We start from the raw sequence: 15905 nt of genomic DNA, 5'->3' as shown, positions 1-15905 counted from the left end.
GGTGCCCGCCGATCCACCCGATCAGGGCGTGCCGCGGGGAGGTCGCGGCGTCGACGGGGCTCGCCCGATGTCTTGAATGAGTCATTCAAGTCGCGGGAGGTCCTGAATGACTCATTCAAGACGTCCCGGGACGGGCGGGGGTCAGGAGACCCGGCGGTCCTCGACCGGCGCGCGCGTCACGGCCGCATGAGCGGCGGCCCGTCCCGGGTACAGGGGCAGCTGCCGGTCCAGGCCGAGCAGGTGCAGGGGCCGCGCGACGGACGTCTCGTCCGGCACGATCGCGAAGGCCACGTCGCGCGCGACGGCGTCGTGGTGGGCTTCGACCAGGACGCTGAAGACCGTCGAATCGCAGAAGGTGGTTTCGGTGAGGTCCACGACGACGCCCCGGGCACCCGCGCGGATCGGGGCCAGCAGCCGGTCGCGGAGCCGGCGCGCCGCGCTCAGGTCGAGTTCGCCGGTGCAGCGGACCGTGACGATTCCGGCGTCCGTCCCCGTGGTGAGCTCGGGCGTGCGGCGGTGCTCGGTCATCTGTTCCCTCCGGTCGTCCTTGGGCGGATTAGTACCCCGGGCGGCGTGAGATCACTCGTCGGCGGCGTGTCGCTACGACATCCGGGGGGACAACGATGCGCAAGCGTTGCATCGGGTATAGCGTCGTTCGAGCACCACCTTTCACGGCACCTCGCCGGCCGCGTCGGAAGCCACGCCCCGCGGCCGGTCGGACCCGGCTGACGCGGGCCGGGTCGCCGGCGCCTCGGAGCGCCGGCCGGGGGACGCGGCAGGCCATCGCCCCGCCGCCGCGTCCCTCCCCGAGCCGGGCGTCGCTAAGCTGCGTCGGTTCGCCGTCCGTGAGGCGAAGGGAAGCGGTGGAAGCCAAGAACGTCGACGCAGGAGCCTGGGCACCCGGCAAAGTCGCCGAGCTGCTGGGCGTCTCGCCCGTGACGCTGCGCAGCTGGAGCGCGCGGTACGGGATCGGCCCGCCCGCCGGCGCCGGGCGCCACCGCCGCTATTCCGACGCCGACGTCCGCCGCCTCCAGCAGATGCAGCGGCTGGCCGCGCGGGGGATGCCGGTGCGCGAAGCGGCGGCCGCGGCCTTCGGCGGCGACGCCGACACGCCCGAGATCCCGGCGGCCGACCGGGCCCGCGAACTCGCGGACGCGGCCGACGAGCTGCGGTCCGCGACGGTGGCCGGCCTCCTGGACGAAACGCTGCGCACCCTCGGCCCGGCCGCGGCCTGGACCGACGTCCTCGCCCCGGTCCTGCGCGGCCTCGGCGACCGCTGGCAGCGCGGCGACGTCTGCTTCGGCTCGGAGTGGTCGCTGACGACGGAGATCTCGCTGGCGTACGAGCGCTTCTGCGCCCGCCTCCCGACCGCGGTCTCCGGGCGTCCGGTGCTGCTCGCGTGCTGCCCGGCCGAGCGGCACTCGCTGCCGATGGAGGCCCTGCGGGCAACCCTGGCGGAAGCCGGGATCCCGGTGGCGTACCTCGGGCAGCTGGTCCCGGCGGAGGCGCTGGCGGACCTGGCGGCCCGCCTGAACCCGGTGCTGGTGGTCCTGTGGTCGATGACCCCGCCGACCGCCGACGACCTCCTGGCGGCGCGGGTGCGCGCCCTCGGCCGCCCGGTCGGCACGGCGGGCCCGGGCTGGGACAACCTGGGCGACCGCGGCTACCCGAGGGTCAACGACCTCGAGGCGGCGGTGGAGCTGGCAGCGGACTACGCCGAGCTGTAGCCGGCCCGCACCCCCTTGGCGCCGACTCGAAGCGCCCCAATGTGGCTTTGGGTGCGCTGGACGCACCGAACGCCACATTGGGTGCGTTGGACGCACCGAACGCCACATTGGGGCGCTCGGCGGCGGCGGACCGGAGACCAGTTCAGGCCAATTTCTCGAGCGCGCGCGTGAGCTCCGGGACCACCTCGTCGCCGAGCCGCTCGAATTCGCGCTTGAGCAGCGGCCCGGCGAGCTTCGCCAGCCCGTGGAATTCGATTGCCGCTTGGTAGCGCACCTTCGTCCCGCCGCCGTCCGGTGTCAGCGTGAAGTCGTCGGTCGACGTGGCCGTCTTGTTCGAACCCACGAATGTCACCCGTCCGGGTTCGCGGCGGGTCAACTGGTAGTCCAGCTCGGTCTCCCGGCCGCGGAACTCCGACACGTTGTGCCACCGCGCCCCTACCTCGATCGGGCCCTCGTCGGTCCGGGTGCACGACTTCGTGCCCGGGTCCCACTCCTCGGTGTGCGCGAAGTCCTGCAGGTACCCCGCGACGGCTTCGACCGGCGCCGTCACCGTGACCGTGCGTTCGACCTCGACCACGATGCCTCCCCGTGATTCGGTGCGTGTTCGATGCAACCGTACCGAGCACCGCTCAGCGGGGCACGGCGACCGGTTCGCCGACATCGATGTCATTTTTCCTAATTCTTGTCCACCTTGTCGTCTTGACCGCTCCGACGCGCTCAGCGGAAGCTTCCTGGCAACGTTGTCAGCCAGCCGGGAAACGGAGTTCGCATGGCCGAGGAGTACGGCATCACCGCAGATGTCGAGCCCGCGGAAGTCGCCGCCGTGTCGCGGCGGCACGTTCTCGCCGCCGGGACCGGGCTGCTCGCCGGGTTCGGGCTCGCGGCCGTCCTGCCCGGGGTCGCCTCGGCCGCGCCCGCGGTGGCCCAGAAGACCGATCTGGCGCTCTTCCGCCCGGTCCAGGTGTCCTCGACCGCGTACGCCGCCACCCCGGCCGAGTTCGCCGTCGACGGCCTCGCGCAGGTCGGCGTCCGCGGCTCCGGCTGGCGCGCCGCCCCGGGCGACGGGCAGTGGATCGTCGTCGACCTGCAGGCCGCCTGCCGCGTCGACTCCGTCGTGCTGACCTTCGAGGCCCAGCCCGGCGACCCGGCCTTCGACGCGAGCGCGTCCCGCAGCCGCACCAGTGGTGCCGAGATCCAGTCGAGCTACGCGACCGCGTTCGACCTCGACGTCTCCGACGACGGCCGGGCCTGGCGCACGGTCCACCACACCGACGCCGGCACCGGCGGCGTCGTGACCATCCCCCTCGCCGTCACCGCACGCTGGGTCCGCTTCACCGCGAGCCGCCGCTCGACGACCAACCCCTTGGGCCTCAACGGCTTCCAGGTCTTCGGCGCCGGCCCGCGGAACCGCCCCGCGGTGCACGGCTGGACCAGCTTCCCGGTCCGCCCGCACGACGACCCGCCCGCGCTCGCCGTGGCGCCCGACGGCACCGTGCCGCTCGAATCCGGCTGGGTGCTGACGATGGACGACTGGGCGCCGACCGGCGACGGCAAGGCGCTCTCGGGGGCAGAAGTGGACACCCGCGGCTGGCTGCCGGCCACGGTGCCCGGCACCGTGCTGGCCTCGCTCGTCGAGCAGGGGCAGCTGCCCGACCCGGTGTCCGGGATGAACCAGCTGCACGTCCCGGAAGCGCTTTCCCGGCACGCCTGGTGGTACCGCCGCCGCTTCGCCCTCCCGCGCGGCCTCGACACCTCGCCCGGCCGGCACGTCTGGCTCGAATTCGACGGCGTCAACCACGAGGCTCAGATCTGGCTCAACGGCGCGGAAATCGGCACGCAGAGCCACCCGTTCGGCCGCGGCGCCTTCGACGTCACGGCGGCGCTGCGCCGGACCGGCGACCAGGCCCTCGCCGTGAAGATCTCGCCGATGCCGCGCCCCGGCAGCCCGGGGGACAAGGGTGCCGACGGCAGTTCCTGGGTCGACGCGGGCGGCACGATGTTCGACAACTCGCCGACGTACCTCGCGGTCTCCGGCTGGGACTGGATGCCGGCGGTGCGCGACCGCGCCTCGGGCATCTGGGACCACGTCCGCTTGCGCTCGACCGGCGCCGCCGTGCTCGGCGACGTCCGCGCCGACACGAAGGTGCCGGGCGACGGTACCGCCGAGGTGACGCTGACCGTCCCGGTCCGCAACGCCGCCGCGACCGCCCAGCGGGTCAAGGTCAGCGCCGCGTTCGGCCCGGTCAGCGTGTCGAGCACGGTCACCGTCCCGGCCGGGCAGAGCACCGACGTCGTGTTCCCGAAACAGGTGGTGAAGAACCCGAAGCTGTGGTGGCCCAACGGCTACGGCGACCCCGACCTCTACGACCTGACGCTCACCGCGGCGATCGGCGCGAGCACCAGCGACCGGCGCACGGTCAAGATCGGCCTGCGCGAGATCGGCTACCAGTACGACCTGCCGGTCGTCATCGCCGACGGCCGCGCCACGCAGACCGTCGAGCTCGGCGCGCAAACCGCCCGGTACGTCCGGATGCAGGGCCTCAAGCGCGCCACCGGCTGGGGCTTCTCGCTCTGGACGATGGCCGTCCTGGACGGCTCGGGCACCGATGTCGCGCAGGGCAAGCCGTCGAGCTCGCTGTCCGTGGCCGACGGCAACCCGCCCGAGCGGGCCTTCGACGGCGACCCGAACACGCGCTGGACGTCGGCCTACGACGACAACCAGTGGCTGCAGGTCGACCTCGGCGCCGCGACGGCGTTCGAGAAGGTCGTCCTCACCTGGGAAACCGCGTACGCCGCGACGTTCAAGATCCAGGTCTCCCAAGACGGCGACAGCTGGACCGACGCCGCTTCGGTGGACAACAGCCCGAAGCCGCTGACGTTCCTCGTCAACGGCGTCAAGATCTTCGCCCGCGGTGGCAGCTGGGGCTGGGACGAGCTGCTGCGCCGGATGCCGGCCGAGCGCACCGACGCCGTCGTCGCGATGCACCGCGACATGAACTTCACGCTGATCCGCAATTGGGTGGGATCGTCGTACCGCCAGGAGCTGTTCGACGCCTGCGACAAGTACGGCATCCTGCTGTGGAACGAGTTCTGGGACGGCTGGTCGACCGACCCGGCCAACCACGACGTCTTCCTGGCGCAGGCGAAGGACACCGTGCTGCGCTACCGCCACCACGCGTGCGCGACGGTCTGGTTCGGCTGCAACGAAGGCACCCCGCCGCCGGTCATCGACAACGCGCTGCGCGACATCGTCCACTCGAGCACCGACCTGCTCTACCAGGGCAACTCCGCGGGCGGCGTGATCACCGGCGACGGGCCGTACTACTGGCAGGACCCGAAGCGGTACTTCACCGGCGAAGCGACCGGCGGCAAGGCCGGGTTCTGGAGCGAGATCGGGCTGCCGACGGTGTCGGTGGTCGAAAGCATGCGGAACCTGGTCGGGAAGGACGACCCGGGCTGGCCGATCGGCGCGCCCTGGTTCCTGCACGACTGGTCCACGAACGGCAACCAGTCCCCGCAGAGCTACCTCGCGGCGATCGACGCACGCCTGGCCCCTTCGACGAGCCTGGCGGAGTTCTGCCGCAAGGCGCAGTTCGTCAACTACGAGAGCATGCGCGCGATCTTCGAGGCGTGGAACGCGAAGCTGTGGAACGACGCCACCGGCGTGCTGCTGTGGATGTCGCACCCGGCGTGGCACAGCACGGTCTGGCAGACCTACGACTACGACCTCGACGTCAACGGCAGCTACTACGGCGCGCGCAAGGGCTGCGAGCACCACCACGTGCAGGCCGACCTGACGACGTGGCAGGTCCGGGTGGTCAACCACACGCCGGGCGCGCTGACCGGCGTGACCGCGACCGCGCGGCTGTACGGCCTCGACGGCACGGCGCTGGGCCCGGCCCAGCAGCAGAAGCTCGACGTGGCCCCGATTTCGGCCGCGGCGGCGTTCACCGTCCCGTTCGCCGACGCTCTGCCGGACCTGCACCTGCTGCGCCTGACCCTGACCGACGACCGCGGCGCGGTGCTGTCGGAGAACACGTACTGGCGCTACCGGACGGACACGGCGATGCGCGCGCTGAACCAGCTCCCGGGCGCGCGCCTGACGACGTCCTGGCGCCCGGACGGCGACGCGTACACCGCGACGATCCGCAACGACGGCCGCACGGTGGCGGCGATGATCCGGCTGTCGCTGCGGGAGAAGAACGGGACGGACCGCGTCCTGCCGACGAAGTACGGCGACAACTACTTCTGGCTGCTGCCGGGGGAGAGCCGCACGGTCCGCGTCGAGCCGCGGCGCCGGGTGCCGAACGCGAAGCTGCTGGTGGAGGCCTACAACGTGGCGGCGAAGCTGACTAGCTGACGTCGTCGTCGTCTTCCTCGTCCGGCGGGGGCACCTGCCGCCGGGCGAGGAAGATCAGCAGGCCGATGATCGCCACCGGGCCGGTGAACAGGGCGATCTCGTCCCAGCCGCCCTGGTGCATCATCACCACCCGCGCCGCGGTGTCCACCGTGGTCATGCGCCCGACACCAGGAAGATGCCGACCGCCGTGTAGCCGACCATCAAGGCCAGCAGCGGGTACTGGCCCACCGTCCGGTACCCGCTGCGCAGCACGCCGAGGGCGCGGTCGTGCGCCGAGCAGACCGCGAGGACGTGCCCGAGCACGATCGCGCCCACCTGCACCAGCGCGATGGCCGCCGCGGGCACCAGGGTGTAGTCGGCGACGGCGGGGTCGAAGCCGCGCTGGCCTTCGAAGAGCGCGAACGAGAAGTAGTGGGCCACGGTGTAGCCCACCATGATCGGCACCAGCGTGTGCGCGAACCCGGTGTACGGCTCGGTGCCCCTGCGCAGGTACGGCCGCGTCAGCCGGATGCCGCCCGCGTACGCCGCCGCCGTGAGGCCGATCGCGGCGAGCAGGCCGGCCGTCGCGAGCGGGACCGACGGCGCGAGATCGCTCCAGAACGGGAGGCGGGTCAGGCCGTCGAACGCCGTCGAACCCAGGACGACGAGGATCAGCGGCGTCAGGCCGGGGGAGCCGCTCAGCGCCAGGAGGCCGTCGAGCGGGGAGCGCACGACCAGGCGGCCGTCGGCGCGGCGGCCGACCGGGGACAGCCCGGCGATCAGCACCGCGTAGACCTCGAACCCGTCGCCGCGGTCGAACCAGCGCGGCCCGTACACCGCACCGCAAGCCACGTGTATAACGACATACACGGTGACGAACGCGGCGATCAGCCGCGGCGAGTCCGAGTGGCCGGACGCCAGCTCCAGCCAAAGGAACGCGAGGAGGCTCGCGACGGCGGGCCAGTGGGCGAGCCGTTCGGGCAGTGGACGCCGCCCGCGGAACGGCGAAGCCAAGGTGCGCACCGGGTTCAGCCGGCGCCAGACCGGGCCGAAGAGCAGCGACAGCGGCACCAGTCCGACCCAGAACCACACGTAGAACCACGCTGGTGCCGGGTTGGCCGCCGAAGTGTCCGGGCCGAACCACGCGACCGCGAGGAACCCGGCGAGGAACACGAGTCCGAGTCCGTTGAGGACGTGCGACAGCGCCCGGGAGTCGAGGAAGCGCTCGAACGGCAGCGGTCGGCCGGCTTCCGCGCCCCGCAGCCGCGGGGTTTTCCACAGCAGCGTCAGCGCTACGAACGACGCGAGCACGGCCGCCGCGCCGGCGTAGAGCGCGAGCCAGAGCGGGACCGGCAGGTCGGAGCGCCCGCCGAGCCCGTGCGCCAGGACGATCGTCACGCGCCGACCCGCAGCTGGGTCAGCTTCGCCCCGCTGTGGTGCAGTTCGACCTCGAACAAGCCCGGGATGTCGGCGGTGAACGCCACCGAGCCGGGCTGTCCCGCGGTCAGCTCGGCCTCCTTGTCGTAGCCGTGGACGTGCAGCTCGTCGGCGGTGTCCGAGGTGACCTCGAGCCGGACGGCGCGGCCGGGGGCGACTTCGACCCGGTCGGGTCCCGCGACGCGCTTGCCGTCCTGGACGGTGAACCGGACGACCTGCTCGCCCGGGCCCGCCGGTGCCGGCGGCGTGGGGGAGGAGCACCCGCCCAGCAGCAAGCCCAGCATTGTCACCAGCAGGAGGGTCCGCGCCATCGCCGTCCTTATCGATCGTGCGGGTTGTCCGGTAGGGGACACCCCGGGGTTGCCCGGGCGGTTCGCCCGGCTTATCGTGTGACGAACAGTAACAGTTACTTGTGTTCACGGAATCAGGAAGGCGCACGCGATGCTGCTGGCGCAGGAGAACAGCCCCCCGGCCGGGGGCGCGCAGTTCGGCCAGATCGTCGTCGCGCTGCTGATGTTCCTGCTGGTCTTCCTCCCGCTGGCGATCTTCGTCCTGCGGACGCGGGCCGGCAAACGGACGCTGGTGGGCCGCCTCGCCGACTGGTCGGGCGAGCTGTCCGGCCTGCCGCGCTGGGCGGCGCTGCCGATGTTCGTCGCCTTCCTCTCCGGGATGTCCGCGCTGATCGGCGTCTACTGGGACGTCCCGATCCACATGGAGCTCGGCCGCGACGAAGGGCCGCTGGCCAACCCGTCGCACTACCCGATCTACTTCGGGCTGATGGGCATCTTCGCCAGCGGCGTGCTCAGCGCCGCGCTGGCCAAGGGCAAGCTGCCGAAGCGCACCTTCAAGCTCGGTCCGCACTGGCGGGTGCCGATGGGCAGCGTCCAGATGATGCTGACCGGCCTGGTCGGCATCGCCGGCTTCCCGCTCGACGACGTCTGGCACCGGCTCTTCGGTCAGGACGTCACCGAGTGGGGACCCACCCACGTGCTGATGATCGGCGGCGGCGTCGGCGTGGTGATCGGCCTGCAGCTGCTGCTGGCCGAAGCCCGTCAGGCCGGCGCCACCGGCCCGTTCGTCCGGCTGCTCGGGCCGGTGCTGGCCGGCGCCTGGATGATGGGCGCGTCGGCGTTCCTGATGGAGTTCGACCTCGGCGTGCCGCAGTTCCCGATGCTCGCCCAGGTGGTGCTCGTCGGGCTGATCGGCAGCTGGACGCTCGTCTGCGGCCGCCTCTCGTGGGGGCCGGGTGGCGCGCTCATCGTTGTCGCCGTGCTGCTGGTCTCGCGCGCGGTCTTCTCGATCATCCCGCTGGTGGCGGACCTGCACGTCGCTTCGCTGCTGCCGTACGCCGCCGAGGCGGTCGTGATCGAGGTCGTCGCGCTGCTGGTGCGCGGGCCGCTGTTCCCGGTCGTGGCCGGGCTGGCGAGCGGCACCCTCGGCCTGCTCGGCGAGTGGGCGTTCTCGCAGTGGCTGATGCCGGACCCGTGGCCCGCCGCGGACCTCGGCCTCTTCCTCGCCTTCGGCGCGGCCGCGAGCATCGGCGGCGCGCTGATCGGCGCGTGGCAGTACCAGCGCATCGAAGACGTCGCCGCGGGCACCCGCCTCCCGCGTGCGTTCGGGGCCCGGCACGCCGCCGGGCTGGCCGGCGCCCTCGGGGTCGTCGCGCTGATGGCGGCGGTGGCGGCGCCGCTCGCCCCGCCGCCGGGGCTCGCCGCCGACGTCCGGCTCACCGAAGCCGCGGTGGGGCAGGAGATCTCGAACCCGCACGGCGGCGGGACGCCCCGCTGGGTGGACGCCACCGTGACGATCAGCCGGCCCGACCTCGCCGACGACGCCGTCTGGCTCACCGGGTTCGCCTGGCAGGGCGGGGACTTCTACTCCGCGCCGCTGGAGAAGCTCGGCCCCGGCGTCTACCGCACGGCCGAGCCGCTGCCGGTGTTCGGGCAGTGGAAGGCGGGGATCCGGCTGCACGTCGCCAACCGCCTGATGGCGCTCGCGCCGATCTACGCCCCCGCCGACCCGGCGGCGAACGCGAAGGTCATCACCGCCGAGTCCGGGAAGCGCGACTTCGTCTCGGAGATCTCGTTCCTGCAGCGGGAACGCAAGACCGACACGCCGCTGGTGCTGTGGACGGTCGCCTACGTGCTGGTCGGGCTGATCTTCGCCGGGATGTGGGCCGCGTTCGCGTGGCTGTACGCGGCCGCGGCGGCCGGGGACGCGGCCCGGCGACGGGAAACCGCGAGTTAGTGCCGGTCGACGAAATCGGGTGGTGATTTCGTCCCTTCCGACGAACTAGGCTGGGGTCGCCCCGCCTAGCTTCGGGAGGTGCTCGTTTCGGTGAACCTGCGCCCGCACGCCAGCCTCGGCCGCGTCCTCGACGACCTCGGCGGCACCCTCTTGGACCTCGTGCTCGGCGACGGCGACCGCCCGGGCGGCATCGGCGGCGTCGCCATCCACGACCCGCTCGACGAACCCGCGCTGCCGCAGCACGCCCTGGTGCTCGGGGTCGGGCTGGCCGAGCCCGGCGAAGTCGTGCGGCAGCTGCGCGCGCTGGCGCGCCACGACGCGGCCGGGCTCGTGCTGCGCGCGCCGGTCACGGTGACCGCGGCGATCACCGCCGCCGTCGAGGAGACCGGCGTCGCGCTGCTGGGCCTGGCCCGCGGCGCGTCCTGGGCCCAGCTCGCCGCGATGCTGCGGTCGCTGCTGGCCGAAGGCGACGTCGGCGACGCCGAACCGGAGACGCTGGCCGGGCTGCCCTCGGGCGACCTCTTCGCGGTGGCCAACGCGATCGGGGCGCTGATCGACGCGCCGGTCACCATCGAGGACCGCCGGTCGCGCGTGCTGGCGTTCTCCGGGCACCAGGACGAAGCCGACCCGTCGCGGGTCGAGACGATCCTGGGGCGGCAGGTGCCGGAGCGGTTCTCGCGGATGCTGGCCGACCGCGGGGTGTTCAGCGAGCTCTACCGCAGCGACCAGCCGGTGTTCGTCGACCGGCCGCCGGACAGCATGGACGGGTTCACCATCCCGCGGGTGGCGGTCGCGGTGCGGGCGGGCGACGAGATCCTCGGCTCGATCTGGGCCGCGGTGCGCGAACCGCTGACGCCCGACCGCACCCAGGCCCTCTGCGACGCAGCCCGCCTGGTGGCGCTGCACCTGCTGCGCGTCCGGGCGGGCGCCGACGTCGAACGGCGCCTGCGCGCGGACCTGCTGAGCACCGCCCTCGAAGGCGGCGGAGCGGCGCGGGAAGCCTTGAGCCGGCTGGGACTGGCCGACCAGCCGGTCGTCGTGCTGGCGCTGGCGGTGCTGGAGAACGGCGCCGAGGACGCGGAAGTCGCGACGGAACGGCAGCGCCTGGCCGACGGGCTGGCCATGCACCTGAGCGCGGTGCACCCCCGCTGCGCGGCGGCCCTGATCGGCGACACGGCGTACGGCCTGGTCCCGGTGACCCGCGACGCCGACGGCGAGCGCCGCGCGCTCCGGATCTCGAAGGACTTCCTGGACCGGGTGGGCGACCGCGTCCGCGCGGTGGTCGGCATCGGCCCGGTCGCCCGCAGCGCGGCCGAGCTCCCGGAAGCCCGCGCGAGCGCGGACCGCGCGTTGCGGGTCCTGCGGTCGGGGAGCGGCGCGGGCCGCCGGGTGGCGTTGCTGGCGGACGTCCACGTGGAGGCGTTGCTCCTGGAGCTGCAGGACCTGGTCGCCGTCCGCGGCGACCGCCCGACCGGGCCGGTCGCGCGGTTGATCGAGTACGACGAGCAGCACCAAGCGCACCTGGTCGAGACACTGCGCGCGTGGCTCGACGCGTTCGGCGACGTGATCGCGGCATCGGCGGCGGTCCACGTGCACCCCAACACGTTCCGCTACCGCTTGCGGCGGCTGGCGGAGGTGGGCGGGTTCGACATGGCGGACCCGGAGGCGCGGTTCGCCGCGATGCTGCAGCTGCGGGTGGTGGCCCCGCCCGCTTCGTGACTGTGGTGGCTGGCGGATCGTTGCATCGGCGGGCCCGCCTGATGTCTTGAATGACTCATTCATGTCGCCGGAGGTCCTGAATGACTCATTCATGTCGTCCAGGGGGCTGCTCGAACCGGCCCGCCACAAGCGAGGCGGCTCGCGGCGGCTGCGGGTGGCCCCGCCCGCTTCATGATCGCCGTCCGAATTGTCGGTGATTAACCACCGACATCCGTACCCAACTTGGTGGGTTACCTACTTTCGACCGGTGTGCGACCCCTTCGGGGCATGTGAACCTGCTCGGACTTCACGTCAGGTGATCAAGCTTCCACGGAGGTGTACCGGGTGTCACGCAAACGGGTCATCGCAGGGACGGCGGCGGTGAGCGCGGCCGTCGTCGCGGTGTCGCTGCTCACGACGGGTTCGCCCGCCTACGCGACCATCGCCCAGCCGTCGATGCACGCGCTGAACCCCCTCGCGATGCCGTTCGGCAGCGTTTTGCGGTCGCAGCAGGAGATCGGCGGGGTGCCGGTGTTCGGCGGCCAGCTGATCCAGGTCCGCGACAAGGCGGGCGCGGTGCTCGCCACGCACGGGCGCACCGCGAAGAAGACCGCTGGGGCCTTCCCGGCGAGTGACGCGGGCGCCGCCCAGGCCGCCATCGCGGACGTCGCCAAGCGCACCGGCCTCGCGGTGGGCACGCTGAAGGCCGACGCGCCGCGCGCCTACTGGTACGACGCCACTCTCGGGGGCGCGAAGGGCGACGGCGTCGCGGTGCCGACCTACCAGGTCACCGTGCACGGCAAGAAGCTGAACGACAAGTGGACCGAGGTCGTCAAGGCCGGCACCCAGGACGTCGTCACGTCGTGGTCGGAGGTCGCGAGGCCAACCGCGACGTCTGCGACGCGAACCACAAGGTGGTCAGCGGCAGCAGCGAGTCGGTCCGCTGCGGCACCGCCTTCGACGTCACCCGCAAGGAGGGCGGCGCCGAGTCGAGCGTCGCCGACGTCAACAACGTCTACACCTTCTTCGGGCAGGCCTCGGACTTCTACCAGAAGTACGTCAACGTCGACCTCACCGAGCTGATCGGCGCGGACTACTCCGACGGCACCGGCAAGGCGCTGCGCGGCACCGTCCGGATCTGCGTCGACGGCGAATGCCCCTTCGCCAACGCCTTCTGGGACGGCGAGCAGATGGCCTTCGGCGAGGGCGTCACCACCGACGACATCACCGGCCACGAACTCACGCACGGCGTCACGCAGCACACCTCCGGGCTGAGCGGCGGCCAGGCCGACTCGATCAACGAGGGCCTCTCGGACGTCTTCGGCAAGTTCATCGGCATCACGTCGAACGACCCCAACGACACCGGCGACAACCGCTGGCTGCTCGGCGCGGGCTCGTCGCTCGGCGCGATCCGGAACATGAAGGACCCGCGTTCGTCGCTCAGCCCGCAGCCCGACCGGGTCAACGGCCCGGGCTGGGAAACGAACAACCCGGACGAGCACATCAACGACGGCGTCGTCAACAAGGCGGACTACCTGATCACCGACGGCGACACCTTCAACGGGCAGACGGTGCGCGGCCTCGGCCTCGACAAGTCCGTCCAGATCTGGTGGGGCGTCGAGAACACGCTCACCCAGAGCGCGACCTTCAAGGACGTCGGCGACGCCCTCAACTCGTCGTGCGCGGCGCTCGCCAAGGCGGGCACCGCGGGCATCACCACCGACGACTGCACCCAGGTCGGCAACGCGGTCAAGGCCACCCAGCTGGACCAGGACCCGAAGTAGCCCTCAGCGGGGGAGCGACGCCAGCCCGGCGAGCAGCCGGTCGACGTCGCCCTCCGTGGTGTAGGGCGCGATCCCGGCACGCACCGCGCCGGTGTCGCCCAGCCCGAGGTGCCGCGAGCACTCGATCGCGTAGAAGCTGCTGGCCGGGGCGTTGACCCCCTGCGCGCCGAGGTGCTCGTACACCGCGTGGGACCGCACCCCGCCGACCGAGAACAGGGTCGTCGGGGTGCGGTGGCGTCCGGGAGCGCCGTACCGCGTCACCCCGGGGATCGCGGCCAGGCCCGCGTCGAGCCGGGCCAGCAGCGCGTTCTCGTGCTCCTCCAGCGCGGTCAGCGACGCGAGCAGCCGCGTACGGCGGGTGCCCGTCCCCGGCACCAGCCCGGCGAGGAAGTCGATCGCCGCCGTCGTGCCCGCGAGGAGCTCGTACGGCAGCGTGCCCAGCTCGAAGCGTTCCGGGACGGCGTCGGTCGAGGGCAGCAGCTTGTCCGGGTGCAGCGTCTCGAGCAGCGCCGGCGCCGCCGCGACCAGGCCGAGGTGCGGGCCGAGGAACTTGTACGGCGAGCACGCGTAGAAGTCCGCGCCGAGCGCCGTGACGTCGACCGCCGCGTGCGGGGTCAGGTGGACGCCGTCGACGTACAGCAGCGCGCCCGCGTCGTGCACCGCCGCCGCGATCGCCGGGAGGTCCGGGCGGGTGCCGAGCAGGTTCGACGCCGCCGTGACCGCGACCAGCCGCGTCCGGTCCGACAGCAGGGACGTGATCGCCTCGACGTCGAGCTCGCCGGTGGCGGGGTCGAAGTCCGCCCAGCGCACGGTCGCCCCGGCCGCCGCCGCGGCCTGGACCCACGGCCGGATGTTGGCGTCGTGGTCGAGCCGGGTGACGACGACTTCGTCGCCGGGGCCCCAGCCCTTGGCCAGCGTGCGGGAGAAGTCGTAGGTCAGCTGCGTCATGCTCCGGCCGAAGACGATGCCGGCCGGGTCGGCGGCGAGCAGGTCGGCCGCGGCTCGGCGGGCTTCGGTCACGACCGCGCTCGCCCGGCGCTCGGCGGCCGTGACGACCCCGCGGTTGGCGATCGCGGCGCACAGCGTCCCGGCGACCGCCTCCCCGATGACGTCGGGGACCTGCGAACCACCGGGCCCGTCGAAGTGGGCGGCCCCGTCGGCCAGCCCGGGGAAGTGCTTGCGGATGCTCTGCACGTCGTAGGTCACGGCGTCAGCATGCCTTCTCCCGGACGGCGACCTCAAGATCTCCGCAGCGGCGCGGCCGCGGTGGCGGGGATCTGCGGCGGCGCGGGCACCGGCCGCCGGACCGGCGCCGGGGTCTTGAGGTGCCGGCGCAGCTTCTGCGTCGGCTTCTCCACGTAGTTCCACGACAGCTGCCCGACCAGGTACGCGGACGGCACGGCGAGCAGGATCAGCAGCCACACCTGCCCGACGCCGGCGAGGATGTAGAGCTGCTGGATCGGGAAGCCCCAGATGTAGGTGCCGTAGCTGCCGTAGACCCACGGGCCGGCGGCCTCCAGCTTCCGCGGCCAGTGCATCGCCAGCGTGATGGCGCCGTAGGCCGCGCTGAGCGCCAGCAGGTACCGGCTCGCGGGCGTCTGGCTCAGCGCCAGGTAGGCGCCGAACAGCACCAGCGCGACCCACGGCTTGAGCGGGATCCGGTCGCGGTAGGCGTGCAGCACCATGCCGATCACGAAGGGCACCAGGAACGACACCGTCGAGCCGATCGGGACGACCAGCAGCGAACCGCCGAGGCCGTGCTGCTCGAACGTCGCGTGCAGCATCGTGTCCGTGTAGACCATGCCGCCCAGTACGAGGAACAGGACCAGCCGCGGCAGGCCGATCAGCACGACCAGCCCGACGACGAGGACGAGCGCGTAGCCGAGCAGCTCCATCGGCAGCGTCCAGATCGCGCCGTTCACCGAGAACGGGTAAGGGTTGTCCGCGAACACCCCGGGCAGGTCGTGCTGCATGTAGAAGAGCACGGTGGTGCCGACGAGGTAGCGCCACGTCTGGATGTGCGTCCAGTAGTCGTGCGCGGGCCACGTCGTGACCAGCGGGCCGATCACGAACACGGTCACCAGCAGCACCACGACCAGCGGCGGCATGATCCGCAGCAGCCGGCGCGCGGAGAACCGCCACCACGACGGGTCGCGCGCCCAGCTGTCCTGGATCTGGTAGCCGCTCATCGCGAAGAACCCCATCAGCGCGATGTACCCCGGCGACATGTGCCAGGACGCCGGGAAGATCGTCAGCCGCTGCGGGTGCAGCAGCGGCATGCTGTGGTCGACGATGACGGTGATCGCGCCGATCATCCTCAGCCACGCGAAACCGACGTTGGGATTGGCGTGAATTTTTGGCGAGCTCGGCACGGGGGCAGATGCTAACCCATCCAGTCCTGGCCCTTGCCCCGAACGGGGGAGAAACTCACCGGCCCCGGTTGCGGGGGTGCTCGCGGGCCCGCCGTTCGTTGCCGTGCTTGTAGTTGCCGGTCACGCGGGCCATCAGCAGCTGCGGGTCGTCGCCGCGCGCGATGGCGGCCAGGAACCGGACCGCGGCGGCCCCGCGGAGGGTGCCCGCAGGACGCCCGTGGTGCGTGATCGTCACGGTGCCGTGCTCGTCGGCGCGGTGCGCGAAGCCGTCCGGGGTCCCCATCCGCCCAGGGTGGCACGG

13 protein-coding genes and 1 pseudogene are annotated in these 15905 nt (G+C 72.4%); 6 read left to right on the top strand and 8 right to left on the bottom strand.

Annotated features, from left to right (window positions below):
• Positions 1-141: 141 nt before the first annotated feature.
• The gene (locus SD460_RS26530; RefSeq protein WP_290063027.1) at positions 142-528 is read right to left on the bottom strand and encodes an STAS domain-containing protein; all 387 of its coding nucleotides are present in this window, start codon (positions 526-528) and stop codon (positions 142-144) included.
• Positions 529-863: 335 nt separating this feature from the next.
• Here SD460_RS26530 and SD460_RS26525 point away from each other — a divergent pair, with 335 nt between their 5' ends.
• Entirely contained in the window at positions 864-1727 is an 864-nt protein-coding gene (locus SD460_RS26525; protein WP_318306878.1) for a MerR family transcriptional regulator, read from the top strand.
• A 142-nt stretch (positions 1728-1869) separates the two neighbouring features.
• Here SD460_RS26525 and SD460_RS26520 read toward each other — a convergent pair whose 3' ends face one another.
• Complete coding sequence (locus SD460_RS26520) at positions 1870-2304, bottom strand: SRPBCC family protein (protein ID WP_290062116.1); 435 nt, start codon at positions 2302-2304, stop codon at positions 1870-1872.
• 192 nt (positions 2305-2496) lie between these two features.
• On the opposite strand from SD460_RS26520, the gene SD460_RS26515 reads away from it, so the two are divergent.
• Positions 2497-6087, top strand: coding sequence for a discoidin domain-containing protein (locus SD460_RS26515; protein WP_290062114.1), 3591 nt, complete (start codon positions 2497-2499; stop codon positions 6085-6087).
• Here the strand turns inward: SD460_RS26515 and SD460_RS26510 are convergent.
• Genes SD460_RS26510 through SD460_RS26500 form a run of 3 tightly spaced genes read right to left on the bottom strand, consistent with a single transcriptional unit; the run spans position 6080 to position 7814 of the window.
• On the bottom strand, positions 6080-6244 hold the full coding sequence (locus tag SD460_RS26510; protein ID WP_290062111.1) for a hypothetical protein: 165 nt from the start codon (positions 6242-6244) through the stop codon (positions 6080-6082). The genes SD460_RS26515 and SD460_RS26510 overlap by 8 nt on opposite strands.
• The gene (locus tag SD460_RS26505; RefSeq protein ID WP_290062108.1) at positions 6241-7464 is read right to left on the bottom strand and encodes a hypothetical protein; all 1224 of its coding nucleotides are present in this window, start codon (positions 7462-7464) and stop codon (positions 6241-6243) included. Before SD460_RS26505 ends, SD460_RS26510 begins: the two co-directional genes overlap by 4 nt.
• Complete coding sequence (locus SD460_RS26500; protein ID WP_290062106.1) at positions 7461-7814, bottom strand: cupredoxin domain-containing protein; 354 nt, start codon at positions 7812-7814, stop codon at positions 7461-7463. Before SD460_RS26500 ends, SD460_RS26505 begins: the two co-directional genes overlap by 4 nt.
• Positions 7815-7944: 130 nt before the next feature.
• Between SD460_RS26500 and SD460_RS26495 the strand changes: the two genes are divergently transcribed.
• The 4 genes and pseudogenes from SD460_RS26495 to SD460_RS26480 all read left to right on the top strand — a co-directional run bounded on the left by SD460_RS26495 (position 7945) and on the right by SD460_RS26480 (position 13232).
• A complete protein-coding gene (locus tag SD460_RS26495; RefSeq protein WP_318306877.1) occupies positions 7945-9750 on the top strand; it encodes a hypothetical protein in 1806 nt (601 codons plus the stop codon).
• Positions 9751-9828: 78 nt separating this feature from the next.
• Positions 9829-11469: a PucR family transcriptional regulator gene (locus SD460_RS26490; protein WP_318306876.1), complete on the top strand. Its 1641-nt coding sequence runs from the start codon at positions 9829-9831 to the stop codon at positions 11467-11469.
• 435 nt (positions 11470-11904) lie between these two features.
• Positions 11905-12000, top strand: a pseudogene (locus tag SD460_RS46900) (hypothetical protein); the annotation flags it as partial.
• Positions 12001-12311: 311 nt separating this feature from the next.
• Positions 12312-13232, top strand: a complete 921-nt coding sequence (locus tag SD460_RS26480) for a M4 family metallopeptidase (protein WP_290061971.1) — start codon at positions 12312-12314, stop codon at positions 13230-13232.
• A gap of 3 nt (positions 13233-13235) precedes the next feature.
• Here the strand turns inward: SD460_RS26480 and SD460_RS26475 are convergent, their stop codons facing one another.
• From SD460_RS26475 to SD460_RS26465, 3 genes are read right to left on the bottom strand one after another with little or no spacing between them, the layout of a single operon-like run.
• Positions 13236-14438 (bottom strand): cysteine desulfurase-like protein, encoded by a 1203-nt coding sequence (locus tag SD460_RS26475; RefSeq protein ID WP_318306874.1) that lies wholly within the window; start codon positions 14436-14438, stop codon positions 13236-13238.
• 32 nt (positions 14439-14470) lie between these two features.
• Positions 14471-15604: an acyltransferase family protein gene (locus SD460_RS26470; protein ID WP_290061973.1), complete on the bottom strand. Its 1134-nt coding sequence runs from the start codon at positions 15602-15604 to the stop codon at positions 14471-14473.
• A gap of 55 nt (positions 15605-15659) precedes the next feature.
• Entirely contained in the window at positions 15660-15887 is a 228-nt protein-coding gene (locus tag SD460_RS26465; protein ID WP_290061974.1) for a hypothetical protein, read from the bottom strand.
• Positions 15888-15905 lie beyond the last annotated feature (18 nt).

Source organism: Amycolatopsis solani (assembly GCF_033441515.1).
Lineage (GTDB): Bacteria > Actinomycetota > Actinomycetes > Mycobacteriales > Pseudonocardiaceae > Amycolatopsis > Amycolatopsis solani.
This window is presented reverse-complemented; position numbering and strand designations above follow the sequence as displayed.